The sequence below is a fragment of the Bdellovibrionales bacterium genome (assembly GCA_019750295.1).
Taxonomy (GTDB): Bacteria; Bdellovibrionota; Bdellovibrionia; order Bdellovibrionales; family JAGQZY01; genus JAIEOS01.
The window spans coordinates 52,436-75,578 of the sequence record JAIEOS010000028.1 but is presented as its reverse complement, the minus strand read 5'-3'; the positions used below and the strand labels follow the sequence as shown (position 1 = coordinate 75,578).

The following is a 23,143-nucleotide window of genomic DNA, read 5'->3' as shown; positions in this document are numbered from 1 at the left end:
ACATATTCCATTTGAAATAAAGGCGCTTTAGCAAAATCTAACGCGGGGGTTCTCAAAAAGTATCGGCGTACCTGCCGGACACTTAGAGGCGTTTGGTGAAGAGGTCTAGGAGTTCTTCGATCTTTTTTTGGCTTTCGTTTTTGTTTTTGGCTTCGATGGCGCTGGAGACACAGTGCTGAAGATGGCGCTCTAGAATTGAGGCTTCTAGTCCTTTGATCGCAGAGCCTACCGCCTTGGTTTGCGTGAGAATGTCGACGCAGTAGCGTTTGTCTTCGATCATTTTTTTTATGCCTTCAACTTGTCCCAAGATTCGATTGAGTCGAGCGATGTCGTTAGAGTGATCTGGATTACTTTTCTTCATGGGATCAACCTAGTAAATAGGAAAAAGAAAAACCAATTAAAAAAATACTAAGGGATACTAAGTAAAAAACCAGTCCCCATTTTCGAGAGGTGATGCACATTTGCCGCAACTGGGGATCAATAGGGCAGGGGGCGTTGCGAGCCTGCCACTGCATATAGCCACCCAAGCTCAGCAAAACTCCCGAGACAATAAACAGATAAGTTTTGTTCTCCGATAACCAAACCAGTTGAGGCACTGTGGACATCAGGCTCGCAAAAGTAGAGCCCAGGCCAAGAGTGACAAAGAGTGCGGGGAGCGCGCAGCAAAGCAGTGTGCTCGTCGAAGAAAAAAATGTAATGAAGGTGAGGGCTCGACGATTCACTACTTTCCGCTTTCTTTTTGAATCGACACCACATCGTAGCCAGACGCTTGGATCATCTTTTTGATCTCATCATCGCTCATAATTTTTCCGTCTTTAAATTGGAGATCTACCGTCTTCGTATCGAGATCGACACTGACCGCAGAGATCTCTTCTCGCGCTTTAAACTTTTTCTCGATCCCTTGAGCGCAAAATGAACAGACCATTCCGTTCACTTTGATAACAGTTTTTTCTGGAGCTTTCGCAAATGCCATAATGACAGCAAAGATAAAAATTTTAATCATATTTTTCTCCTAAAGGTGGACCATAAATTGGCCATAAAAATTTCCGCGGGTGCTGGCGCCCGCCTCCCAATACACGTTTTTATAAAAAAATCTTAAAAGTGGCGTGATCTGAACGTATCTTCGCATGTCACCGTTGTAATCTAGTTGCACTAGACTCCAAATGTGCAAATCATTGTATCCCGCAACAAAAGGGGCGAAGCCGGCTTGAATCATGGTCATCCGAGTATCGAGATTTTCGGTAAACCATTCCTGATGCTTTGCCATTACAAAAATCTTTCGTGTTTCGTAATCGATTTGTAAACCCGCTTTTCCGGCCCAGTCCGAATCCTGTCGATCGCGGTAACCGCCCGCCGCCGTCAGTAAATAAATATTTGTTTGAGAGTCTTCGGTGTTAATTCGTAAAGGACGCAGATTCAGTTCGCTCAACATCCAGGTGGTATCCACGCCATTTAAATTAAGAGTGTCCACTTCCAGGCCTGCGGCCATGATTCGATGGAAAGAGTAAGTCAGAGAACTTTCGCTCATGTCGTCGCGAAACATAGATTTGACCATCACGCCATCTTCATAGGTGACCGGATGGGCGTGGGAGAGGGGAAAAAGTAAAAATAGAGCGAGCCAAAGTGTCATGGGCTGAATGTATATACCCCGCAGGGATATGTCAAGAGGGCAAAAAAATACCGGTATTCTGAATATGGTGAGCTGTATTCGGAATACCGGTTTTAGGTTTTTACCAGAATTTCCACCAGGGCTTCTTTTTTTCAAAGATCGTATTTGCATACGTCGATGGGTTTTCGGCCTGCGCCATACTATTAAGTAAGCGGTATGAGATTAAAGAATCGGAGATATCGATTTCGGCGTCGCGAATTTTAAGGATGAGGCGCTTGTACTCCTCAACATCTTTAGATCCCTTCAACTCTGCTAACATATTGTTCAATATATAGAGGTAGGTGTTTTGTTCTCTCAGAAGATCTTTATTTTTTCCGGTTTTCTTTAAACTCGTAAGTCCTTCATCGATAATTTCCTCGAGGGCGTCTAAAAAGTTCTTCTCACCGCGTGATAAATTCCTGAGCTGGGAAAAAATGTCGGATGACACGCGACTTTGGTCGGGCTGCGCTAGGACCAGTTCTAGAGATTGTTTCACCACCAGTTTAACGCCTTCGTCGTCGTCCTCGAGTTTACGCATATTGCGTGTCACGATTTGCTGAAGCTCTTCAACACTCATAGTTTTGATCCGATCGGAGTGAAATTCGATCTGGGCCGTTGCGAATTGAGGGACCCATTGGCCAATAAATAACAAACTGATCACCAAAAACTTGTTCATAATTACCTCGCTTAGTGTCTATTGTGCGGGCGTTCGGCGACCAGGTCAATAATCTCAAGTGTGCGTGATCATTTTTGAATTGGACAAGCCATGGTCGCTCCACTAGGATAAAAAGACGTTGAATTTCAACATGGAGGAAGACCTTGAAGTTAGTTAAACTTTTCGCTTTGTGTGGTTTAGTACTTTCCAGTGCTGGTTGCTCAAAGCTTATCGAAAAAACCATCGAAGACAATCCCGAGATCATTTACAAAGCGATCAAAAAAGATCCAGCTAAGTTTATGGCCACTTTGCGTGAGGCCGCTCAAGAAGCGCAAAAATCCGATTATGAGAATTCTCGCAAAGCCGAGGAAGAAGAGCGTAAAAAGGAATTCGAAACTCCTAAGAAGTTCGCCGTGGATGCTGGTCGTCCTATTAAAGGGAATAAAGACGCAGTGATCACGATCGTAGAGTACTCTGATTTCCAGTGCCCATTCTGCCGTCAGGGTTCAAACACCGTAGACGAAGTTTTTAAAGAGTATGGTGATAAAGTTCGCCTTATCTTTAAGCACCTTCCTTTAGAAGGGAAGCACCCGAATGCTCGCCGCGGGTCTGAGTATTTCGAAGCTATCGGTATGCAAGATCCCAATAAAGCTTTCGAATTTAAGAAGCTCGTCTTCGGACGTCAAAATGAGACCTATGGTTCTGACAAAGATGCGGAAAAGCTTTATCAAGCTTTAGCGAAAGAAGCGAAGGCCGATATGGGTCGTTTAGCTAAAGATCTTAAAGATCAAGCTGACGCGATCAAAACTCGCATCAATGCAGATATGCAGGAAGCTCAAGAGAACGGTATCGAAGGAACTCCAGGTTACCTCGTGAACGGTGTCACTCTCAAAGGTGCATACCCACTACCTGAGTTCAAAAAAATCATCGACGAATGGTTAAAGAGAAAAGGCTAAAACTTTAACGGGAGTGGGACCGCTAAAGGTCTGATCTCCGTTGAGGATAGCTCGCAGGAAAGAGGCGTTATCAGAACGCCTCTTTTTTTTGCCTCACGCAAAAGCTCACCATATTTTTTGTCAATGGCGTCCGCTGGCGAAAAGAAATCACAATCGCTTCTTTGCACTAAAAAAACGATCTCGCAGCTGTAGCCTTTATCCATAAGATCTATCAGTTCGCTCAAATGCTTTTGTCCTCGCTCGGTGACGGAGTCTGGGAATTGTGCAATTTTATTTTCGGCTAAAGTGACATTTTTGATTTCGATAAAGTGGAGAGGTGGTTTTACCTTTTTCCAATCGAGCTTATCTTGAGGGAAGTCTTCACTCTTCCAGAGCGCCATATCCAAACGAGTCTCTTTATTGATTTTAACCTCCATCTGTCCGCGATCAAACGTGTTCCAAGGCGCATAAGTTCCGCTTTGCCAAAGTTCGTAAACGAGTTTGTTGGGAAGGCTGGTATTCACACCCACCCACGTGGACGGAGTTTTAATCATTTCGAGACTGTAGCGGAGTTTACGATTGGGATCTTTCGCGGGAGATACAAGGCAGTGGGAGCCCTCGTCCAGACAGCCTCTAAGGCTTCCGGTATTGGCCACATGAGCCACTTCGACCTTACCGTTAATTTCGATATCGGCAAAAAAACGTTTATAGCGTTTGAGAAATTTAGCTTTGATGAGGGGTGTTTCAAACTTCATATTTATTCAATGACAAAATCAAAAGGTTTATCTTGGGGAGATTCGTTGCGAAGGGTGTAGTGCCACCACTCCTTGGCGTAATTGATAAAGCCCCTGCGGGTCATCGCTTTTTTAAGGAGGGCGCGATTGTCTTGCGCTTTGACAGCGATAAAACCATTCATCGTGTTCGACATCGGAGTAAAACAATCATAGGTCGTGCCCATGTTGAGCTGACCCTTCGCTTCGATATTGACGGATTGGCGGCAATCCAGTCGATCCTCTTGATACTTGAGTTGATCTTTTTGAGGGACGAGTTTGACATCATTTTTTATCAGTGTGAGATCCACCGTATTTCCTCGGCTATGACTGGATTGATTGGAGATATATCCATCTTTCACCAGCTTAGACTTTTCAACATCAGGGTAGAAAAAGACTTTCATCTTTTGATCGTCGTTTTTAGCCCATTCTAAAAAATCGTTAACGGCCTGTTGGGGACGATAGCAGTCGAAGATGAGGAGAGACATCCCCTTTTTTTCCACATCTTTTTGCACGAGAGAGAGTGCGTCCGCCGTGGCTTTTTTAAGAAAACATTTGTTCGCCTTGTAGCCAGCGATGCGGCGACCGATAAAATTCCATTCGGAATTGTAACGAAGTTCGACCTGGATTTGGGGATTGATGGAGGTGATATCGACAAAACTCTCAGGAATTTTTGTCTCAGCAGCATGAATAGATAGAGCAATCAATGATATTAAAAACATGCTCAATCCATATCAAAGTTCTGCGTGTTTGACATTAGTAATATCCATTTTTATCCTTGGGGCATGAATTTAATAATATTTGTTTTGTTGAGTTTTAATGTGTCCCACGCTTGTTTCAACACTCACTCCACATATACTACGCTCAGTGGCGAAAGGGTCCCCAATGTCACGTCTTCACCGGGAAGAGAAATTTGTGTCAAGATTAATAGTAGGGCGGAATCGTTAAATCTGTTTCAAGCCGAATCCGCAGCACAGGCGGCTCTTGCTTCAGCGACGGAAGCCGAGCGCTGGAAGAACGAAGCGGAATTGGCTTCGATTTACATTTATCAAAATAAATTTCGCGAGGCCATTCAGCTGCTCGAGCCCATCGTGGATGCTCACGGTGGCGAGTTGAATATCGCCGCCAACCTAGGAACGGCGTATGAGCTTTCGGGTGAGGACGAAAAAGCTTTTGAGTGGATTAAAAAAAGTTTGGTGCTCCAGCGGCAGGCTCACGAGGGAACCGAATGGTTACATCTGGAAGTTTTAAAAGCGAAAATCACTTTAAAATCCGACCCGAATTGGCTCAAGAAAAATTCTATTCTGGGCTTTGACTTTGGCAGCGAGGGAAAGCCGGTCATTCCGCAAGGGATTTCGATGCGACAGATGGACAATGCGGAACGCGCTTTGGTCTATCAATTGCGTGAGCGCATGTTTCTCATCCCACCTAAAGATCCGATCACGGGCGATCTCCTTTACGATCTCTCGAACATTGTAGCGCTGAAATATGATCTGGAAAGCGCTTACGATGTGTTGGAGCTCGCGCTAAAGTATGGACTCGAGAAGGAAGGGGTTCCTCAGAAGAGACTCAAGTTTTATCGTTCTCAAATTCCGTGGGTGAAAAACTGGATTTCGAACAAGGGAATCAGCGGAGTTCTCTTATTTCAATTGGCTTTAGCCACCATTGGCCTCGCGCTGCTGGTTTTCCTCTTAATTTTTTGGAGCAAAAAGCTTTTTCCAAAATAAGCTCAAAAAAAATTAAAACAGAGGCCGAAAAAAATCAGGCTTATGAAACGCCGCTACTTCTTGGGGTGCGAGATACAAACTCCAATACGTGCGCGGGGAATTTCCGAAGATGCCAAAAAAGTTTCCGCGAATGTCCTTGGGGTTTCCATTCCATCCGAGTTTGTCCAAGGGAATCTTAAATTCGCCGGTCCAGCCCTGTGGAGTTTCTTTAGCAGAGGTTTCTGTTCCCGTCGTGATCCCGAGCTCGAAGGGCTTGGCAAGATCACTGATTTTGACTTCCAAAGTTTGATTGTAGGGAGTCACTTCGAATTCGTAGTAAGGAAGGTTCCCCTCTTTGGACCCATTCACGTGAATGAAGACTTCGACCACATCAAATTCGTAGGGATAATCTCCAGGGCCGTAAACTTTTTTGGCCAACTGCACGGGGATGGTGACGTTGAACTTGACCAGCAAAAATCGCCCGTCGAGCTTCCAACTGACGCGGACGGGCTCTTTGAAGGGAGCCGTGCGAGGAGACACTAATTGGAGTATTTGATTCTCTTGACCCATGATGATCTCCAGTATGTAACCCCTCCCGTAAAAAAGAAAGAGGTCCGCCGATCCTTTCAGGGTGAATGGCCTTATACGCGCAGCATTAAAGAGGGATTCTCCCTCGAGGTTCAGGGGACAGAGGGGGGATCTTCTGCTATGAAGTTGGGATGACAATACCAGCTCAAAAACCTACTCCTGCGGTGGAAGTCACTCCGGTCGATTCGGCTCCAGTGGCAACGCCAACTCCTAAACTTGTTCCGAAGCCCACTTGGCTGAAAGTGAAGGCCCCCAGCGGAGAAAATTACACGCGCATCAAAGCGATGCTCGGAGAATTGAAGCTCGCAACGGTTTGCCAAGAGGCCAAGTGCCCGAACATTGGTGAGTGTTGGTCGGGCGGGACAGCCACTTTCATGCTGATGGGTGAGGTTTGCACTCGCGGGTGCCGCTTCTGTGCGGTCAAAACGGGAAACCCTCGCGGAAAAATTGACAACGAAGAGCCAGAAAAAGTCGGCTGGGCGATCGCGCAAATGGGCTTAGAGTACGTAGTGATCACCAGCGTGAATCGTGATGACCTTGCTGATCAGGGGACCGATCACTTTGCGCGCACAATTCGAACTATTAAAGAAAACGATCCGAAACTGATTGTCGAAGTTTTAACTCCGGACTTCCGCGGAAACTTTGAGCTCGTGAAGCAACTCACAGAATCCAAGCCGGATGTCTTTGCTCACAATATCGAAACTGTTGAGCGCCTCACACCCAAAGTGCGTGATCCGCGAGCGAAGTATCGTCAGTCGCTGGATGTTTTAAAGTGGGTGAAAGAAGTGGACCCCACTCGCTATACAAAAACTTCGGTCATGATGGGCCTCGGAGAGACCGACGAAGAAGTGATCCAGGCTCTGCACGATTTGCGGGCCGTTGGCTGTGATGTTGTCACGTTTGGACAGTACCTTCAGCCCACGAAACGCCATCTCAAAGTGATCGAATTTATCACTCCCGAAAAATTTAAATTTTGGGAAGAAAAAGCTCTTTCCATGGGATTTATGTATTGTGCCAGTGGGCCTCTAGTGCGAAGCTCGTACAAAGCCGGAGAATATTTTATTAAAGGTGTCATTGAAAAACAAAGACTCGCAAAACCTGTTCAAGGGGAGAATAAACATGTCTAAAGAAGTTCAACTACCAGAAATTGGCGAAGGCGTAACCGAGGGTGAATTGGTTCGCTGGCTCGTAAAAGTGGGCGACAACGTCCAAGTCGATCAACCTCTTGTTGAGTTGATGACCGACAAAGCCACTGTTGAAGTTCCATCTCCTGCCGCCGGTACGGTGAAAGAGCTTAAGTTTAAAGAGGGCGATGTGATCAAAGTAGGCGCATCGTTTATGAGCCTTGATGGCGCCGGTGCTCCCGCCGCAAAAAAAGCGGAAGCGCAGACGGAGGCCCCCAAAGCGGCCGCCGCTCCCACGAAACAGCCTGCGGCTCCAGCGCCGCAACAGCGGCCCGCAGCGATGACTGCAGCTCCCGCTCCTTCAGTGCAGCCGCAACAAGTATCGCCTCCTCCGATGAACGAGAATGTTTTAGCCACTCCCTCCACTCGTCGTTTAGCGCGTGAGATGAATGTCGATATAAATAATATGCAAGGAAGTGGGCTCGCAGGCCGCGTGACTCGCGATGATGTGATGAAGCATCAAGGAGCCACCGCCGGTGGTGCTGTAGGAACTTATGCCCCTCCCAAAATCGGTTACACTCCGTCGTTCGAAAGCCAACAGGGGAAGGAAGAGCGTGAGCCTCTTCGTGGGATTCGCAAAAAGATCGCCGAAAACATGCAGATGGCAAAACACGTTATTCCTCACTTTACATTGATGGATGAGGCCAACGTGACCGCTCTCGTTACTATGCGCGAAGAACTTAAATCCGCGGCCGAGCAAAGAGGTGTAAAAATCACTTACATGCCTTTCGTGATGAAGGCGCTCATTGCAACGATTCGCGAATTTCCTAAATTCAATTGCTCAATTGACGATGCCGCTCAAGAAATCGTTCACAAAAAATACTACAACATCGGTTTTGCTGCCGATACTCCCAACGGTCTCTTGGTTCCCGTGATTAAAGATGCCGATCGTAAAACCATCACTCAATTGAGTGCCGAGATCATGGACCTTGGTAAACGCGCCCGCGATGGCAAGCTCAAGATGGAAGAAATGAAAGGCGCAACTTTCACCATCACGAATATCGGAAGCGTCGGTGGAACTTACGCAACCCCGATCATTAATCACCCGGAAGTTGCGATTTTTGGGATGTACAAAATCCAAGAGCGCCCCTACGTTAAAGACGGCAATTTAGAAGTCGCAAAATTTATGAACTTTACGGTAACTTGTGATCACCGTCTCATCGACGGCGCCGAAGCCGCAAAATTCCTAGCCGCTTTCATTAAGCGAATTGAAAATCCCGGAATACTAATGATGGATCTAATTTAAGTAATTTGGCTTTTTGAAGAGCGTTTCTTTTCGGACGCTCGAACCCGAGTTCCGCTTCCTGCGGCTTGTTTGAGCGGTGAGAGTGTCCGAAAAGAAACGCTCTTCAAAAACCGGAGTGCTGTACGTTAAAGTTTGAGGAGAATTTTTATGAGTCAATTTGATGTTTGTGTGATTGGGGCGGGGCCTGGTGGTTATGTGGCGGCGATTCGTGCGGCTCAGCTGGGTTTTAAAACTGTGGTGATCGAGCGTGAGAAGTTGGGTGGAGTTTGCTTGAATGTGGGATGTATTCCTTCGAAGGCGATGATTTCGGCGGCTCACTTTCTTCATCGCATGCAGCATGATGCTCCGACCATGGGGCTTAAATTTACTGGCGATGTTTCTGTGGATATGAAGCAGCTCGTGGGTTGGAAGCAGTCGGTTTGTGATAAAATGTCGGGCGGTGTGGCTCAGCTTCTCAAGGGGAATTCGGTCGAGGTGATTTCGGGAGAGGCTTCTTTTAAGGATGCTAAGACTCTCGAGGTGAAGGCGAAATCGGGGTCCCAAACAATTACGGCTAAAAATTATATTATCGCAACGGGATCTCGTCCGATTGAAATTCCTGGATTTGCTTTTGATGAAGAGACCGTAATGTCTTCTACGGGCGCGCTCGCTATGGATAAACTTCCGGGCTCGGTTGCGGTGATCGGTGGTGGATACATTGGTCTTGAGATTGGGTCTTATCTTCGTAAACTCGGAACCAAAGTTGATGTTTTCGAAGCGATGGACGGTTTACTTAAAGGCGTGGTCGATCCTGAGTGTGTTCAGGTTGTGGCTCGTAAGCTTAAAAAAGATGGCGTGACCGTGCATCTGAATGCGAAGGCATTGGGCTACGTCAAAAAAGGCAAACAGCTCGAACTGAAAGTGAAAAAGACCGAAAAAGAGGAAACTCTCCTCGTTGATAAAATTCTCGTGACCGTGGGACGTAAACCCAATTCAGATCAGATGAATCTGAAGGGTATCGGTCTGCAAATGGATGAGCGTGGATTTATCAAAGTGAACGCTCAACGTAAAACCAATCTTCCGAATATATTTGCCATTGGTGACATCTGTGGCCAGCCCATGTTGGCCCACAAGGCGAGTCACGAGGGAGTTATGGTTGCGGAAATTATCTCGGGTCAGAACCGAGCTTACGACGCGAAAACCGTTCCGGCCGTGATCTTCACCAGCCCAGAGATCGCCTCTGCAGGTTGGACCGAAGACGAATGCAAAGCCAAAGGTTATACTCAGCTTAAAATTGGAAAGTTCCCCTTTGGTGCTAACGGGCGCGCAGTGTCTCTCATGGAGACCGATGGTTTTATTAAAATTATCGCAGATGCGAAAAATGACATTGTTCTCGGTGTTCACATCGTTGGACCAGAGGCGAGCAACTTGATCAGCGAAGCGGCTCTGGCCATCGAAATGGGCGCGCGCTTGCAAGATATGGCTCTGACGATTCATCCTCATCCAACATTAGGAGAAGCGATGATGGAGGCGGCAGAGGCCGCTTTAGGCCACGCCATTCATATCATTCAAAAGCCGTTAAAGACTCCGGCTCCCAACACGCATCTGTCAGGTAAAGCTTGAGTTTAAAGCTCCCCAAGTTTCTCAATGGAAAAGTGGCCCTCGAGGATTGGGGGCTTATTCCTTACCGAGAAGCTTTTGAACTTCAAAAAAAATATGTGGATGAGATCAGCTCTGGGGAAAGACTAGAAACTCTCGTCTTTTGCTCCCACCCCGCGATCGTGACCCTTGGCCGAGGCACTCAGCCCGGAGATCTCGCGGGCTGGACGGGGGACACCATCGAAGTCAATCGCGGTGGGCGAGCCACGTACCATGGTCCCAGCCAAATCGTCTTCTATCCTTTAATTTCTGTGGCCGAGGGCGTGGCAAAAAAAATAAAACCCAGGGACCTTCACGGTTTTTTTAGAGAACTGGAACTGGCCGTCGTCGATGCGCTTCAAGATATCGGTATCACTTCGCAAGGACATTCGGTGCAAAAACAAGTGGGCGAATCCAATGAACAGGAAGCCACCGGAGTTTGGATTGGATCACAAAAGATCGCCGCCATCGGGATTGCGGTTCGTAAGTGGATTGTCTCTCATGGCTTAGCTCTTAATTTTGATGATGATCCGCAGGCCTTCCAAGGAATTCTTCCTTGCGGCTTTCAACCCTCGCAGGTCACCTCTGTAAAAAAAATCAAGCCCACCGCATCTGCGAGAGACGACTTTAAGCAGATTATTCTCGATAGGGTTACTGGGCGATTTTTTTTGAGCTCGTCAGAAGAATAAACCCGACCACTAAAAATAGAACACTCGATGTGAGTAGTAGGGCCTGAGATCCCCACTTCACTTGAATCCATATGGACAGCGGTATCGCGGCGAGATTTCCAACGTGCTCCAAAGCGTTGGCCCAGGATCGAGTCTTATTTTCGAACACTCTGAGTCCTAGAATGTAAGGGATTTCAGCAGTAAAAGCGAAAAGAGAGGCGATCATAATACATAGAATAATTCTCAGTTCCATGGACGGAATGTTGAGAAGACCGGTCGACCAATAATGATAAAGCAACGCCCAAACCGTAACACTCACCGAAAAGAACATCGTAAGAAGCGCTCCAGTTCTTTTTTTAGATTTTAACACCCAAAGTCCACTGACCAAACTCATCGCATACAATGTGATGTAAAGTACGGGGGTGACTCGGCCAGGATGACCGAGCCAAAGCGAAAAGGGTCCGCTGAGCCCAAAAACAAACATCATGTAAGCGATGCCTGTCAAACTCAACCATATGGATTCCGCTGCTCCCAGAAAAGGTGTGGTTTTATAAATTAATACGAGTAGAAGAAATAAACAGACCATCGATATAGAGGAGAGTTGATCAAGTACCGAGCGTTTGACTCGAAAGTGAGGATTATTGTCTGTCAAACTTTCATGATGAAGCGGGTTCATCGCTTCGATCGAAACACCATTCTTTGCCAGCAGCGACTTAGACTCATCACTGACACTCAGGGGCTTTTTACTGATGAAAACTGAGCTTCTATTTTTAATTTCTCCAGCTCGTGATGTCGGATCACTTTCCGAATGGCTATAACTTAATAAAAGAATTTGCTCTTCAGGCAAGTTGAGAGTGTCTTTGGCTTGCTGAGCAATGATCTGTGGCAAATAGTTGAATCCCTTTCCGGTATATTCATCGTACATGATGAGGCCTTCATCTGTGAGACAATCCCAAGCCGCTTTCACCGCCTCCCGCGTAAACAGAAATGACTCTATCAGCACTGGCGAGGTTGTCGACGCGGCAGAGCCAGTTTGTACTCCCTGCAATGTGATCAGATCAAACCGTCTCGGGCACTGTTCGAGAAAATAGCGGCCCTCGGCGACGACGATTTGGACTTCCGGTCGAAAGTAAATGAGATGGCCGACGTCGGGGAGCGACGTTCTAAAAAGTTCAAATACATCAGGGTTAATATCTAGTGCCCAAATGTCTTTCACTCCGTTGGCCAGTGCCGAGATCACATTGCGACCTTCCGCCGAGCCGACAACGAGGACGCGCTCGGGCTGGGTAAATAGATAAGGCAAGTCATAAGGTCGATTAAATTGTTTCGTTGTCAAACGAGAATGGGTTTCTTCGTAATCAGGAATCAAACCAAAGCGACTACCGTTGATCGTAAATATATACTGGCCGATCTGCCGTTTAAAAAGTTCGGTAATAAATAGAGGATTCACTTTTTTTTCGCTAACCACCACCGAGAACTCATCGTCTTTGAATCTTTTTTTAATGATAGAGGGTGGATGATGGACGTCCCAATTTAATATTCCCAAGATTATAAATATAAAAACACCATGGGGAATCCAATGAAAAATTTTATTCTGGCGATCAGCAAGAATCCCGGCTAAGACCGGGAAAAGAAGAGTTGCTAGTGGTGATGTGTCGGCATAAATTTCTAAAAGCCATTTGTAACTCAGCGAGACGATAATTCCAGAAATTCCCAGACTTATTATAAGTTCTTTGAGTGAATACTTTGAGAACAAGTACGTCATTAGTACGCCGTAGCCAATAAAAGGTAACGCCAGCCATACTTGGTAGTGGGGGACATACTTGAGCCCGAGATAGGTGATCGCTTGTAGAAAGAAAACGATCCAGCATTGCGAGCGGAGAGAAAGCTTAAATATTTGCGGGTGGAGACCCACAAGATTACCCACGGCGAGTCCGCCAAAGATTGCGATGGGTGATAAAAAATTAACGTAATCTGAATAGCAATAATTGGAGAGGACACTCATGTGGATTTCGGCGAAGAGTAAGCCGCAGGTGATTAAAACGAGCTGGAGAAGCGATTGCATATTCGTTCTCAAGTAAACTTGTAAAACCTTAAAAATGCGAGGGATTAGCAAGTTGGCCACGTGCATAAATGACCGAGATGTGGGGCGCTCTATTTTGGAGGCTTCATTGAGATTCTCTTGATCTCTTTTTTGCTCAGGAGTAACCCTTATATTAAGAACTCAAAGGGGGATCCATGAACAAAAAAATGATTTTATCGTTAGTCGTCATGATGACTGTAGGTGTATCGGTCGCGTTTTCTAAATCCAATTCAAACATTCAGCAGTTGGCGGATCAGTTTCTCGTTGATCAGCAAATCATGAAACACAAAATGAGTCAGATGAAGGGCTCTGCGCAGGATCTCTTCTCAACAAAACATGCTCATCCCAACTGTCCTCCCGAGGGGGCGTCTGGATCTTGTATTGATAGTGTTTGTACAAAACTGGGTCAATTTGGTTGCGACACTCAAAGCGAAATCTCTCAAGTCGCCAATATCTGTAAGGGGAATGTCGATGGCGACTGTGTGGAAGCCTCTTGCACTAAATTAGGTCAGTTCGGCTGTGATACGATCAGTGAAGTGACGGAAGTGGCTGTGATGTGCAAAGGTCAGGCGAATGGTCAATGCGTTGAGATCGCTTGTCAAAAGCTAGGGCAGTTTGGTTGTGATACTGTGAGCGAGCTCTCAGCAGTTCAAAAAACAGTTTGTAAACCTGCGGTGGATCCGGCGTGTCTGGAATCGGTTTGCAATAAACTGAGTACCTTCGGTTGCGATACGCTCAGTGAACTCCAAGAAGTTTCCAATTCCTGCGCCGGTTTGTAGTCTCCCATCTCTTTTTATTCTGCATAGCATAAGCCCTGGTATCAATCAGGGCTTCGTATAATTTACAGGTGCTATGAAATCGAAAATTTTTAATTCTTCTCTCCTTCTGGGGGGCCTCCTTTTAGGATCGCCTGCGTCTGCTATTAACTTCAAAGAAGCATTACGGGCGACTCTTCAAAAGAGTGAACTCTTAGCTCAACGTCAGGAGGGAGTGAGTCAGGCCGAAGAACAGATCGACCAAGCTCGCGGAGCGATTCTTCCGAACATTTCTGCAAACGCTTCGCACTTTCGACAGGATCAACCTACAGATCCTTTTGCACGATCATTTTCTCCGGCGTCGCAAGACTCGGCTCGTTTAACTCTCGAGCAGCCGATATTTCGGGGTTTAGGTGAGTTCGCGGCCTATCGCCAGCGGCGTCGAAATTTAGAGTCTCAGGAATTTAATAAAGAAAACACTCGGGTGATTTTGTATCAAGACATCGCCTCGAACTATTACAACATTCTTTATCTCGAGCAGGACATTCGAAATTTGAAGGAACAACTCGAGCTTTTTAATCAGCGTGTGAATGATTTCCAAATTCGAGCTCGTCGGGGAGAGTCTAACGTGACGGAACTTCTGGCCGCCCAATCGACTCGCGCATCCCTAGAAGCGACCGTCCAGCTTGTCAGTGGACAGTTGGCTTCAGCGCGAGAGCTATTCTCGTTTTTGACAGGACTTGCCAACGACACGGTTCTCGAAGACGAAACCAAGAGAGAAGATAAAAAAACTTTAATCGTGAGAGGAATAGAGGATTACACCGCTCGCGTGGAAGAGCGACCTGATATTTTAAGCGCCATTCAAAAAGTAAAAATGGCGGAAGAAGAAATTCGTATCGCTCGCTCTGGGTACTGGCCCACAGTTGATGCAGTTGGGAATTACCACTTGAAGCGACCAGTGGCTTTCCTTGAGGACATTCGTTGGGATGAGGAGTTTCGCTTAAGGCTCCCGCTGTTTGAAGGGGGCGCTCGGCAAGCCAAAGTTCGCGAAGCCGCCTCAAAGTAACGCGTGGAAGATTTAGAGCTGGCCCGACTTCGACGTCTTGCCATTCAGCAGATTCGATCACTTCATGAAAGTTTAAAAGTTCGTATGAATCAAGTGGCGGCGCTCGAGAAGACCATGGCCTTGGCCGAAAAAAACTACAAGACGTTTCAGAGAGAGTTTCGCAATCGTTTGGTCAATTCGATCACCTCTCAAGTGGCAATGACCGAGTATTTAAATGCCCGCCGAACTTACGATCAGGCTCGATACGCTGCTCAGATTGATCTGATCAATCTCGAAGCGGCGTCTTACATTGTGCCAACTGAGGTGAAAGAATGACGCTTTCGGATTTATCGATCAAAAAGCCTGTATTTGCGTGGATGCTCATGTTTGGTCTCATCGTTTTCGGTGCGATCAGTTTCAATCGCATGGGTGTGAGCGAAATGCCTGATGTGGATTTTCCATTTATCTCGCTGGGCGTACGCTATGAGGGTGCGGCTCCAGAGGTAATGGAAGCTGATGTCATCGATCCCCTCGAAGACGCAGTGATTAGTATTCAAGGTGTTAAAAACGTCACCTCGAAAGTTCGTGTGGGTGTGGCCGAGGTCACCATCGAGTTTTCCTTAGATCGGGATGTGGACCTTGCCTTTCAGGATGTTCAGGCCAAGATCGCCCAGGTGCAAGAGGCGCTTCCGAACGGAGTGGAGCCGATTTCGTTGATGAAAATCAATCCGGAAGATTTTCCGATCATGTGGTTGTCGGTCTCCAGCGACAAGATGTCCCCCCAAGAACTCATGCTGTTCGTCAAAAACGAAATTCGCGATCAGTTAACCACGGTGCCGGGAGTGGGAAGTTTATGGATGCCAGGCTATCTCGAGCCGAATTTACGGATTTGGGTGGATAATAAAACCCTTCAGCAATATGCGTTTTCGGTCTCGGATGTGGTGGCGACCATTCAAAACGAACATCGTGAGCGGCCGTCAGGTCGGGCCGAGTTTGATAAAAAAGAATACAGTCTTCGCACCATGGGTGAGGAAAAGTCTGTGGACGACTTTAAAAAGATCCTTATGAATACGCGTGGGGGCATGCCCAACTACAATCCCATTCCTCTCGGCAAAATTGCTCGGGTCGAAGAAGGAACTGTGGATATCACTCAGTTTGCTCGCGTCAATGGAAAAGCCGCCGTCGGTTTAGGAGTGGTGAAGCAGCGCGGTTCCAACGCGGTGTCGGTGGCCCAAGCGGTGAGAGCTCGAGTCGACAAAATTCAAAAAACGATGCCCGAGGGAACGACCGCATTGGTGAACTTTGATGGAACTAAATTTGTGGAAGAGGCCGTTCACGAGTTGATTCTTACCTTGATTCTTGCGGCGCTATTAACTTCTTTAGTGTGTTGGATTTTTATTGGATCTTGGTCCTCGACACTCAACGTGCTTTTAGCCATTCCCACGTCGGTTTTGGGTAGCTTTATCATTCTCTATTTTTCGGGATTCACGCTGAATATTTTTACCCTTCTCGGACTGAGCTTGGCGATTGGGATCGTCATTGATGACGCAATCATGGTTTTAGAGAACATCACGCGCCACTTCGAAATGGGGAAGAGTCGCAAGCAAGCCGCATTGGTGGGAGCACGGGAAATTACTTTCGCGGCGGTGGCGGCCTCGATTTCCCTCGTCGCCATTTTTTTGCCGATCGCTTTTATGGAAGGGATCATCGGTGCGTTCTTGTACCAATTTGGTGTGACGATGAGCGCGGCAGTGATGATTTCTCTGCTCGAGGCCCTCACGCTCACTCCGATGCGGGCCGCGCAGTTTTCCGGATCGCACGAAAGAACTTCTCGCTTTGGAAAGTTTTTCGAAACGTCCTATGAAAAATTGCGGGTCAACTATCAAAAAAGTCTAAAGTGGACTTTAAATCATCGATGGACTGTACTCGCTGTCTCGCTGGTGTTCTTTATTTTGAGTTTCGCCTCGGTCGCCCTGTTGCGGGGAGAATTTCAGCCGCCTCAAGATCAAGGCTTCATGATGATCCAACTTAAAAATCCTCCTGGCTCCGGAATTTCTCTGACGAAAGAGAAAGTCATGAAGGTCGAGGAATTTCTTGCCACTCGCACTGAGGTCCTCTCCACATTTATTGCTGCCGGTGGATTTACGGGGGGTGAAACGAACTCGGCCATTATTTTTATTGATTTAAAACCTCGCGGACAGCGCGGGATAGACTCTGTAAAAGGGAAAGAGCTGACTCAGCAAGAATTGATTGAAGTCACTCGCGAAGCGCTCAATAAATCCATTCCCGAAGCAAAGCCACAAGTGCAGGATCCATCCACTCAGGGCTTTGGCGGCGGTGGAGGCAGTGGATTCCCCATCGAGTTTACGATTCAGGGACCGGATTGGTCGGAGCTTTCAAAAATCTCCGAAAAAATCGTGGCCGAACTTAAAGAAAAGAAAATCCTCAACGATGCAGACTCGGATCTTTTAGCGGGAGCTCCAGAATTGCGAATCTATCCCGATCGACAAAAAGCGGCCGACCGGGGAGTGGAAGTTCTAAAATTAGGCGCCGTGATCAATGCGGCTATCGGTGGAGCCATTGCCGGCACCTACGAAAAGGGCGGGCACCGTTACGATATTCGAGTGAAACTGGACGAAGAAGATCGTAACCCGGGAGAGCGAGTGAAGGAACTTTTCGTCCGCAACAACCGAGGAGAATTGGTTCCGCTTTCGCAGGTCGTATCGACGAAGGAGGAACCAGTGGCCTCGACGATTTCGCGCAAAAATCGTGAGAGAGCGATTAGCATTTACGGAAATCCCGGCACCGGCTTAAGTCAGCAACAGGCTCTCGATCAGGCCGAAAAAGTTGCGCGAAATTTACTTCCAGAAGGTTACAAGTTTCAATTGAGTGGATCCGCCGAAGAGATGATGCAGAGTTTTATGAGTCTAATGTTCGCTATGGTCCTTGGTTTTGTGGTGGCTTATATGATCTTAGCCTCGCAGTTTAATAGTTTTATTGATCCGGTGACGGTCTTTGTGGCGCTCCCCTTTAGTTTTTCCGGAGCGTTTGTGGCCTTGCTCATCACGGATCAATCTCTAAATCTTTTCAGTATTATCGGTTTGATTTTATTAATGGGGATCGTGAAGAAGAACTCCATCTTGCTTGTGGACTTTACAAACCAGCGTCGCGATGAAGACAAGCTTCCGGTTTTTGATGCCTTGATTGAAGCGTGTCCTAGTCGTCTCCGACCCATTCTTATGACTTCGATTGCTACGATTGCCGGTGCTCTTCCGGCAGCCCTGAGTTTAGGCGCCGGCGCCGAATCCCGTCGTCCAATGGCAGTGGCCGTTATCGGAGGCGTTTTTGTTTCGACTCTGCTCACATTGTATGTTGTACCGGTGGTCTACAGTTTATTGGCAAGATTTAGTCGGCGTGAAGAGTTTGCCGAAGAAACCTAGGGGAGATGTATGAAAATTTTAAGTGTTCTCGCTTTGTCTTTCGTCGTTGTCAGTTGCTCGAGTGCACCTAAGGACGAGGAAATTCCCCATAAGGGTCCTAAGATCTCCGCTCCGGTGTTTAGAGACGGCTCTACTTTGATCGTCGCTAAAGAAAAAGGAGTGGTGTTTGAGAAAGGCTCTCGCGATATTCCATTTAAATATAAAAATGTATCTTGCGAACTGACCTCTCAGGCGCTGATTGTCACGGATGACACGGAAATTCATTATCCTGTCGGTCGTATCTACAAGTATCGTAACCATTTGCCGATCTATGATCGTGTCACGGGTAAGTTTAAAGGAGTCGCGTCTCACTTCTATGGACCGGATAAGAAGCATACTTTTAGTTTGTTTTGTGAAATGGAAAAAAGAGACTCCAATAATAAGCAGCAGTTTAAGACCGAACAAGATGCCTATGTGAGTTTCATCAGCGTCTACTTTGAGGCGAAGGATCTCGCATTTACCAGTGAGGCATTTCCGGAAGATAATCCCCACTTTCTTAAAGACGAAGACTAAGCCGTCTTCATCTTTTTTCGCATTTTTTCCCGAAGCAAACTCTCAAAAGAGTCTTTGTAGTTATTTGCAGAGGTGTCTTCCGTCTTAGTGGGTCGGCGAGAAGGCGTGTTGTTGTTCATTGCACTTTTGTAAGAGCCAATGACTTTTTGTACAGAAAGCATAATTCCCTCCCAGTGAGTCTTGCCTTAATACATAGCAATGCTGGTTCCAGGGTATTGGCGAATGGATTGTTTATAGGATCAAAGAGAGACCAAATTTCCACAGGGTCGGGTCGAGTCCTGTAGCTTTGCGCTACAGGATGACGGCCTCATATTTTGAATTACTTCTTTTGAATTTGGAAGGCGAGTTTCTTGATTCCAGCAAGTTTGATCGTGTCGATCACTTCTGTCAGACGCTCGAGAGTGACCGCTTTATCCGCGTTAAGAATCGCTCCAGAGTCCACTTTCTTCATCGAAACATTGCCAGCTTCGTTCTTAAGTTCGTCCATCGAAGATGGCTTACCGTTAAGATAGATGTCACCATTGGCGGCGATCATCACTTCCATATTTTTTTCTTGTTCTTTGACCTCACCCGAACTTGCCTGTGGCAAGTTGATGTCAATGGCCGGCTTCATAACTAGCGGTGCTGTCACCATGAAGATGATCAGAACCACGAGAATGATATCGACGAACGGCACGATATTAATATCTGCCATGGGTTCGTCGTTATTACCTCCGAGAGATGCGCCCATAAAATTATCCTTTCTTCACTTTCGCGTAGGAAAGACAAAGTTCTTTTGCAATTTCAATCGTTTGTACAGTTTCACGAACCATCTTCTGATAGTAGTTGAAGGCGATAACCGCAGGAATAGCCACGAAAAGACCGATCGCCGTAGCGACAAGAGCGTGCGCAATACCTAACATAACGACTTCGTTACCCGCAGCCGAGTTTTGTGCGAGATCGTTGAACGCCTTCATGATCCCCATGACCGTTCCAAGAAGACCTACGAAAGGTGCGTTGGAACCGACGGTGGCCAAAAAGTTTAAGTATTTATCGATTTTTGGTTTTTCGATCATCACGAAACTATTGAACATTTCGTCGAGACCTTTATCGCCGTGAGCTTTCGTGTGCTTTAAGCCGTAACGAAGTGCTTTTTGCGGAAGCGAATCGTCTTGAGCCAGAGCATCCAGCTTATTGAGATCTTGAGTCATGAGGATCTCTTTCGCTTCAGCGCGGAACTTGCGGTTCTGGCGAGTGAGTTTAGAAAGAGAGAAGAATCGCTCGATGATCATAGCCACGCTGACGACGCTGGTGAACAATAAGATCCAGAGGATTGTTTCTGCGAAACCTTGTGCGAGATTGAATAAACCTTGAAAAGACACGGTGTTTAACTCCTTTGTATTTGTAGAGCAAAGGTATGTTATAAAGGCTGTGGTAAATAATGCAAATAAAAGAAACATGATGCAACGATTCGCGCCCCTCAGAAACACTATTTTACTTCTCAGCGGGACTCTTCTGACGAGTTGTCAGTTTTGGCAGCAGGATTTACAAAAAAAACCCCATGTCATCGTGGTGGCGGTCGAATCTTTGAGCTTCGAAATGGCCTCCTGTCTCGAAGACTCCGACGACAACGACGGATTTTCCACACTTTGCCAAGATTCATTGCGATTTACTCACGTTTACACGCCCTCAACCTTGTCCCAAAGCAGTTTGGCGAGCCTTTTATCAGGAAAACCCTCCAAGGATCACAGGGTTTTCCACAACGGAAATCAGTTTATACCCCCTCACATACAAACCGTGGCGGAGCAAGCACTGCAGCAAGGCTATCAGACGCTCTTTTTGAGCGGTGGACCGCCGATTTTAGCGAAATCAGGGCTAGCTCAGGGATTTGAGATTTTTAATGACGAATTTTTATCCGATGGAGGGCTGTATCGCCCGGCTCAGCAGCTTTTTAAAACGGCGGTTCAAACTCTCAAGCAAAACAAAGAAGAGTCCCAATTTATCACCATTTTTGTATCTGATTTGCAATTTCCATTTCTATCGACCAAATCGGATGAGGGTCGTGAGCGTGAAAAAACTTTAAATGCTCAGCGGCTCGAGGTGGGAGAGTCCCTCCACGCCTTTATTCAGGATCTTAAAAGTGCAAAACTCTGGGATAACTCCTATCTGGTTGTCTTGGGCCTCAACGGAGCCCCTGATCAGGTTCGCCGAGGCGTCTTGTGGCGCGAGAACTTGTTCCGAGAGAATGTCCATGTTCCCGTCTTTATAAAAACACCTAAAACCGATCCGATCGCTTCCACCGAATTGGTGGATCAGTTGATGAGCCTCGAGGACATTGGTCACGTGTTAAACCAGCTCATCGCGACCCAAATTAAAACCGAATCCTCCGTGAAGGACTGGTTGGCGCCGGCGGAGTCTCGCAAATATATCGAAGTCCGTTCGGATTGGGGAGCATGGTGGTTCTCGCGGCCTTCGGTATTAAGTCTCCGCACCTATGAATATTTAATTTTCCCTTACGAGAGACTGCGAATTTATAATTCCATTGAGGATCGAACCGAAAGCGTCGCGCTGAGTGCGACACAGATCGGAACGCAGCACTTTAAATGGCTCGATTTTCGAATGCCCGAATTGATCGAAAGTAAAGAGACCATCGCTCGCGAGATCCCTGATCTCTACGTCGTTTTGCAAAAAGTGCACTGGAATCGCTACTCCAAGGGCTCGGCGTCGGGCGACCAAATTAACGAAGGTCGCGGCAGTGAAGTTTCGACGGCCATTCTCAATGATCAAATGGTATGGAAAAAAAACTGGCAAAATCTAATGCGTACAAGTGATAAAGACTCGCTCATTTATTATGTCGCTTCCAAAAATATGGGAAATAAGAACCGTCATTCGACAACGAACGCTTGCGAGACCTATTTTAATTTTCAGCGCAAAGGTCGTGGAAATTCTCGTTGCTCCGACGAGCTTTTTTTAAGTCTACTCGATTGGGAAAATTCGATGGAGGACTCCGAGGAGGCGGTGGCGATGGAAAAGAATTTCATGCGCAAATTCAGAACGTTTCTCATCAACAAAAAGCTGGCCTACGCGAATCTGATTAACGAGCTCAACTGGGATATAAATACTCTTAAGTATTACGGCCCGTCCTACGCCGAACTTTATCTGAATCTCCCGGAAAAAGCCCCCCTCCGCAAAAAGGTCGAAGGCTATAAAATTTCCCTCACCGGCGAATTCCTCTAACAACAAAAGGAACAAAAGGTACCCGGTACCTTTTGCGGAAGCGATGTGTAACATTTCGAGGTTCCGTTTTTCACCGGGTCCACGGAACTCTTTAAGTGTCATCCTAAGCGCAGAGAAGGATCTTTGACAGCCTATTGAGGAGTCTGCTACCTTCCGTCAATGGCCTACAAATACACTTCTCTACCTAATAAAGTTTCCTTTGATTTTAACGGCACTCAATTTACTTGGGGCGACCTCAAAAGTTGGGTCCTCTTTGCGGGTCCTGACCTTGCGGAAGACGAAGGCTTGGTGATGGAAGTGGCGCAGGAGCTTAAAAAAATCACCACCGAGCATAAAGTTCAGTGGATTCTCAAATGCTCCTTCGATAAAGCGAATCGCACGAGTCGCGGAAGTTTTCGCGGCCATGGCCAAAAAGAGGGCTTAGATATCTTACGCAAAGTCAAAGCGAAGCTCAATGTGCCTGTGCTCACCGATGTTCACGAAACCATTCAGATGCCCATGGTGGCCGAAGTGGCGGATGTCATTCAAATCCCGGCGTTCCTCTGTCGCCAAACTGATCTCTTGGTGGCGGCCGCAAAAACTGGAAAAGTCATTCATGTGAAAAAAGGGCAATTCCTAGCGCCTTGGGATATGAAGACCGTGGCCGAGAAAATCGCCGAAGCCGGCAACAACAAAATTCTTCTCTGCGAGCGCGGAACCACTTTTGGCTACAACCGCTTAATCAACGATATGACTTCACTCGTAGAAATGCGCAACTTAGGATACCCAGTGATTATGGATGCCTCTCACTCCACACAACTTCCTGGATCTTCAGGAACATCGAGCGGTGGTCGTCCCAATATGATTCCAGTATTGGCGAAAGCCGCGATGGCCATCGGAGTCGACGGAGTCTTCATCGAAACACATCCTCGTCCTGACGAAGCTCTTTGCGACGGACCGAGCAGTCTTCCGCTGGCCGAAATGTCAGAGCTTTTGGGAACACTCAACAAACTCCGAGTGATCCATTATTAATTCGTGATTTTAACTTTGATGGAG

At 46.9% G+C, this 23,143-nt stretch carries 24 protein-coding genes; 13 read left to right on the top strand and 11 right to left on the bottom strand.

The genetic code is table 11. From position 1 onward, the window contains the following. Positions 1-82 precede the first annotated feature (82 nt). The 4 genes from K2Q26_07620 to K2Q26_07605 all read right to left on the bottom strand — a co-directional run bounded on the left by K2Q26_07620 (position 83) and on the right by K2Q26_07605 (position 2,324). Positions 83-361 carry a metal-sensitive transcriptional regulator gene (locus K2Q26_07620; GenBank protein ID MBY0315372.1) on the bottom strand — a complete coding sequence of 93 codons (279 nt, stop codon included), beginning with the start codon at positions 359-361 and terminating at the stop codon, positions 83-85. A gap of 360 nt (positions 362-721) precedes the next feature. Continuing rightward, positions 722-1,003 carry a cation transporter gene (locus tag K2Q26_07615; protein MBY0315371.1) on the bottom strand — a complete coding sequence of 94 codons (282 nt, stop codon included), beginning with the start codon at positions 1,001-1,003 and terminating at the stop codon, positions 722-724. Positions 1,004-1,012: 9 nt separating this feature from the next. Then, entirely contained in the window at positions 1,013-1,630 is a 618-nt protein-coding gene (locus K2Q26_07610; GenBank protein ID MBY0315370.1) for a hypothetical protein, read from the bottom strand. A 100-nt stretch (positions 1,631-1,730) separates the two neighbouring features. Beyond that, on the bottom strand, positions 1,731-2,324 hold the full coding sequence (locus K2Q26_07605) for a hypothetical protein (protein MBY0315369.1): 594 nt from the start codon (positions 2,322-2,324) through the stop codon (positions 1,731-1,733). Positions 2,325-2,467: 143 nt separating this feature from the next. Between K2Q26_07605 and K2Q26_07600 the strand changes: the two genes are divergently transcribed. Beyond that, positions 2,468-3,259 (top strand): DsbA family protein, encoded by a 792-nt coding sequence (locus K2Q26_07600; protein MBY0315368.1) that lies wholly within the window; start codon positions 2,468-2,470, stop codon positions 3,257-3,259. Here K2Q26_07600 and sfsA read toward each other — a convergent pair. Both sfsA and K2Q26_07590 read right to left on the bottom strand, forming a co-directional pair. Then, positions 3,256-3,993, bottom strand: coding sequence for a DNA/RNA nuclease SfsA (sfsA, locus tag K2Q26_07595; GenBank protein ID MBY0315367.1), 738 nt, complete (start codon positions 3,991-3,993; stop codon positions 3,256-3,258). The two genes, K2Q26_07600 and sfsA, sit on opposite strands and share 4 nt — an antisense overlap. Before the next feature lie 2 nt (positions 3,994-3,995). Continuing rightward, the gene (locus K2Q26_07590; GenBank protein ID MBY0315366.1) at positions 3,996-4,730 is read right to left on the bottom strand and encodes a M15 family metallopeptidase; all 735 of its coding nucleotides are present in this window, start codon (positions 4,728-4,730) and stop codon (positions 3,996-3,998) included. Between the two features lie 63 nt (positions 4,731-4,793). Between K2Q26_07590 and K2Q26_07585 the strand changes: the two genes are divergently transcribed. Further along, the gene (locus tag K2Q26_07585; GenBank protein MBY0315365.1) at positions 4,794-5,735 is read left to right on the top strand and encodes a tetratricopeptide repeat protein; all 942 of its coding nucleotides are present in this window, start codon (positions 4,794-4,796) and stop codon (positions 5,733-5,735) included. Between the two features lie 12 nt (positions 5,736-5,747). Here the strand turns inward: K2Q26_07585 and K2Q26_07580 are convergent, their stop codons facing one another. Beyond that, positions 5,748-6,284 carry a hypothetical protein gene (locus K2Q26_07580; protein ID MBY0315364.1) on the bottom strand — a complete coding sequence of 179 codons (537 nt, stop codon included), beginning with the start codon at positions 6,282-6,284 and terminating at the stop codon, positions 5,748-5,750. 149 nt (positions 6,285-6,433) lie between these two features. Between K2Q26_07580 and lipA the strand changes: the two genes are divergently transcribed. The 4 genes from lipA (at position 6,434) to lipB (ending at position 11,038) form a co-directional block, all read left to right on the top strand. Continuing rightward, complete coding sequence (lipA, locus tag K2Q26_07575; GenBank protein ID MBY0315363.1) at positions 6,434-7,429, top strand: lipoyl synthase; 996 nt, start codon at positions 6,434-6,436, stop codon at positions 7,427-7,429. After that, positions 7,422-8,732, top strand: a complete 1,311-nt coding sequence (locus K2Q26_07570) for a 2-oxo acid dehydrogenase subunit E2 (protein ID MBY0315362.1) — start codon at positions 7,422-7,424, stop codon at positions 8,730-8,732. Before lipA ends, K2Q26_07570 begins: the two co-directional genes overlap by 8 nt. Positions 8,733-8,879: 147 nt before the next feature. Continuing rightward, entirely contained in the window at positions 8,880-10,334 is a 1,455-nt protein-coding gene (gene lpdA / locus K2Q26_07565) for a dihydrolipoyl dehydrogenase (protein ID MBY0315361.1), read from the top strand. Next, entirely contained in the window at positions 10,331-11,038 is a 708-nt protein-coding gene (lipB, locus tag K2Q26_07560) for a lipoyl(octanoyl) transferase LipB (protein MBY0315360.1), read from the top strand. The genes lpdA and lipB overlap by 4 nt, the downstream gene beginning before the upstream one ends. Here the strand turns inward: lipB and K2Q26_07555 are convergent. Next, complete coding sequence (locus K2Q26_07555) at positions 11,001-13,082, bottom strand: hypothetical protein (protein ID MBY0315359.1); 2,082 nt, start codon at positions 13,080-13,082, stop codon at positions 11,001-11,003. The genes lipB and K2Q26_07555 overlap by 38 nt on opposite strands. 173 nt (positions 13,083-13,255) lie before the next feature. On the opposite strand from K2Q26_07555, the gene K2Q26_07550 reads away from it, so the two are divergent. From K2Q26_07550 to K2Q26_07530, 5 genes are all read left to right on the top strand, one after another. Continuing rightward, positions 13,256-13,879 carry a hypothetical protein gene (locus tag K2Q26_07550; GenBank protein ID MBY0315358.1) on the top strand — a complete coding sequence of 208 codons (624 nt, stop codon included), beginning with the start codon at positions 13,256-13,258 and terminating at the stop codon, positions 13,877-13,879. A 73-nt stretch (positions 13,880-13,952) separates the two neighbouring features. Beyond that, the gene (locus K2Q26_07545; protein MBY0315357.1) at positions 13,953-14,921 is read left to right on the top strand and encodes a TolC family protein; all 969 of its coding nucleotides are present in this window, start codon (positions 13,953-13,955) and stop codon (positions 14,919-14,921) included. Between the two features lie 3 nt (positions 14,922-14,924). Continuing rightward, the gene (locus tag K2Q26_07540; GenBank protein ID MBY0315356.1) at positions 14,925-15,236 is read left to right on the top strand and encodes a hypothetical protein; all 312 of its coding nucleotides are present in this window, start codon (positions 14,925-14,927) and stop codon (positions 15,234-15,236) included. Continuing rightward, complete coding sequence (locus K2Q26_07535; GenBank protein MBY0315355.1) at positions 15,233-18,340, top strand: efflux RND transporter permease subunit; 3,108 nt, start codon at positions 15,233-15,235, stop codon at positions 18,338-18,340. Before K2Q26_07540 ends, K2Q26_07535 begins: the two co-directional genes overlap by 4 nt. A 9-nt stretch (positions 18,341-18,349) precedes the next feature. Next, a complete protein-coding gene (locus K2Q26_07530) occupies positions 18,350-18,892 on the top strand; it encodes a hypothetical protein (protein ID MBY0315354.1) in 543 nt (180 codons plus the stop codon). Here the strand turns inward: K2Q26_07530 and K2Q26_07525 are convergent. The 3 genes from K2Q26_07525 to K2Q26_07515 all read right to left on the bottom strand — a co-directional run bounded on the left by K2Q26_07525 (position 18,889) and on the right by K2Q26_07515 (position 20,331). Continuing rightward, positions 18,889-19,053 carry a hypothetical protein gene (locus tag K2Q26_07525; protein ID MBY0315353.1) on the bottom strand — a complete coding sequence of 55 codons (165 nt, stop codon included), beginning with the start codon at positions 19,051-19,053 and terminating at the stop codon, positions 18,889-18,891. The genes K2Q26_07530 and K2Q26_07525 overlap by 4 nt on opposite strands. 158 nt (positions 19,054-19,211) lie before the next feature. Further along, complete coding sequence (locus K2Q26_07520; protein ID MBY0315352.1) at positions 19,212-19,622, bottom strand: biopolymer transporter ExbD; 411 nt, start codon at positions 19,620-19,622, stop codon at positions 19,212-19,214. Between the two features lie 4 nt (positions 19,623-19,626). Further along, positions 19,627-20,331, bottom strand: a complete 705-nt coding sequence (locus tag K2Q26_07515; protein ID MBY0315351.1) for a MotA/TolQ/ExbB proton channel family protein — start codon at positions 20,329-20,331, stop codon at positions 19,627-19,629. On the opposite strand from K2Q26_07515, the gene K2Q26_07510 reads away from it, so the two are divergent. Together K2Q26_07510 and kdsA are read left to right on the top strand one after the other, a co-directional pair. After that, the gene (locus K2Q26_07510) at positions 20,330-22,108 is read left to right on the top strand and encodes an LTA synthase family protein (GenBank protein MBY0315350.1); all 1,779 of its coding nucleotides are present in this window, start codon (positions 20,330-20,332) and stop codon (positions 22,106-22,108) included. The two genes, K2Q26_07515 and K2Q26_07510, sit on opposite strands and share 2 nt — an antisense overlap. A 159-nt stretch (positions 22,109-22,267) precedes the next feature. Then, positions 22,268-23,119: a 3-deoxy-8-phosphooctulonate synthase gene (gene kdsA, locus K2Q26_07505; protein MBY0315349.1), complete on the top strand. Its 852-nt coding sequence runs from the start codon at positions 22,268-22,270 to the stop codon at positions 23,117-23,119. Positions 23,120-23,143 lie beyond the last annotated feature (24 nt).

Bases quoted from the DNA above. Each gene is read 5' to 3' on its own strand.
- K2Q26_07620 (MBY0315372.1), bottom strand. From the start codon at position 361: ATGAAGAAAAGTAATCCAGATCACTCTAACGACATCGCTCGACTCAAT.
- K2Q26_07585 (MBY0315365.1), top strand. From the start codon at position 4,794: ATGAATTTAATAATATTTGTTTTGTTGAGTTTTAATGTGTCCCACGCT.
- K2Q26_07570 (MBY0315362.1), top strand. From the start codon at position 7,422: ATGTCTAAAGAAGTTCAACTACCAGAAATTGGCGAAGGCGTAACCGAG.
- lipA (MBY0315363.1), top strand. From the start codon at position 6,434: ATGACAATACCAGCTCAAAAACCTACTCCTGCGGTGGAAGTCACTCCG.
- K2Q26_07515 (MBY0315351.1), bottom strand. From the start codon at position 20,331: ATGTTTCTTTTATTTGCATTATTTACCACAGCCTTTATAACATACCTT.
- sfsA (MBY0315367.1), bottom strand. From the start codon at position 3,993: ATGAAGTTTGAAACACCCCTCATCAAAGCTAAATTTCTCAAACGCTAT.
- K2Q26_07535 (MBY0315355.1), top strand. From the start codon at position 15,233: ATGACGCTTTCGGATTTATCGATCAAAAAGCCTGTATTTGCGTGGATG.
- K2Q26_07615 (MBY0315371.1), bottom strand. From the start codon at position 1,003: ATGATTAAAATTTTTATCTTTGCTGTCATTATGGCATTTGCGAAAGCT.
- K2Q26_07580 (MBY0315364.1), bottom strand. From the start codon at position 6,284: ATGGGTCAAGAGAATCAAATACTCCAATTAGTGTCTCCTCGCACGGCT.
- K2Q26_07545 (MBY0315357.1), top strand. From the start codon at position 13,953: ATGAAATCGAAAATTTTTAATTCTTCTCTCCTTCTGGGGGGCCTCCTT.
- K2Q26_07555 (MBY0315359.1), bottom strand. From the start codon at position 13,082: ATGCAATCGCTTCTCCAGCTCGTTTTAATCACCTGCGGCTTACTCTTC.
- K2Q26_07550 (MBY0315358.1), top strand. From the start codon at position 13,256: ATGAACAAAAAAATGATTTTATCGTTAGTCGTCATGATGACTGTAGGT.
- K2Q26_07530 (MBY0315354.1), top strand. From the start codon at position 18,350: ATGAAAATTTTAAGTGTTCTCGCTTTGTCTTTCGTCGTTGTCAGTTGC.
- K2Q26_07525 (MBY0315353.1), bottom strand. From the start codon at position 19,053: ATGCTTTCTGTACAAAAAGTCATTGGCTCTTACAAAAGTGCAATGAAC.
- K2Q26_07605 (MBY0315369.1), bottom strand. From the start codon at position 2,324: ATGAACAAGTTTTTGGTGATCAGTTTGTTATTTATTGGCCAATGGGTC.
- lpdA (MBY0315361.1), top strand. From the start codon at position 8,880: ATGAGTCAATTTGATGTTTGTGTGATTGGGGCGGGGCCTGGTGGTTAT.
- K2Q26_07610 (MBY0315370.1), bottom strand. From the start codon at position 1,630: ATGACACTTTGGCTCGCTCTATTTTTACTTTTTCCCCTCTCCCACGCC.
- K2Q26_07590 (MBY0315366.1), bottom strand. From the start codon at position 4,730: ATGTTTTTAATATCATTGATTGCTCTATCTATTCATGCTGCTGAGACA.
- K2Q26_07510 (MBY0315350.1), top strand. From the start codon at position 20,330: ATGATGCAACGATTCGCGCCCCTCAGAAACACTATTTTACTTCTCAGC.
- kdsA (MBY0315349.1), top strand. From the start codon at position 22,268: ATGGCCTACAAATACACTTCTCTACCTAATAAAGTTTCCTTTGATTTT.
- K2Q26_07520 (MBY0315352.1), bottom strand. From the start codon at position 19,622: ATGGGCGCATCTCTCGGAGGTAATAACGACGAACCCATGGCAGATATT.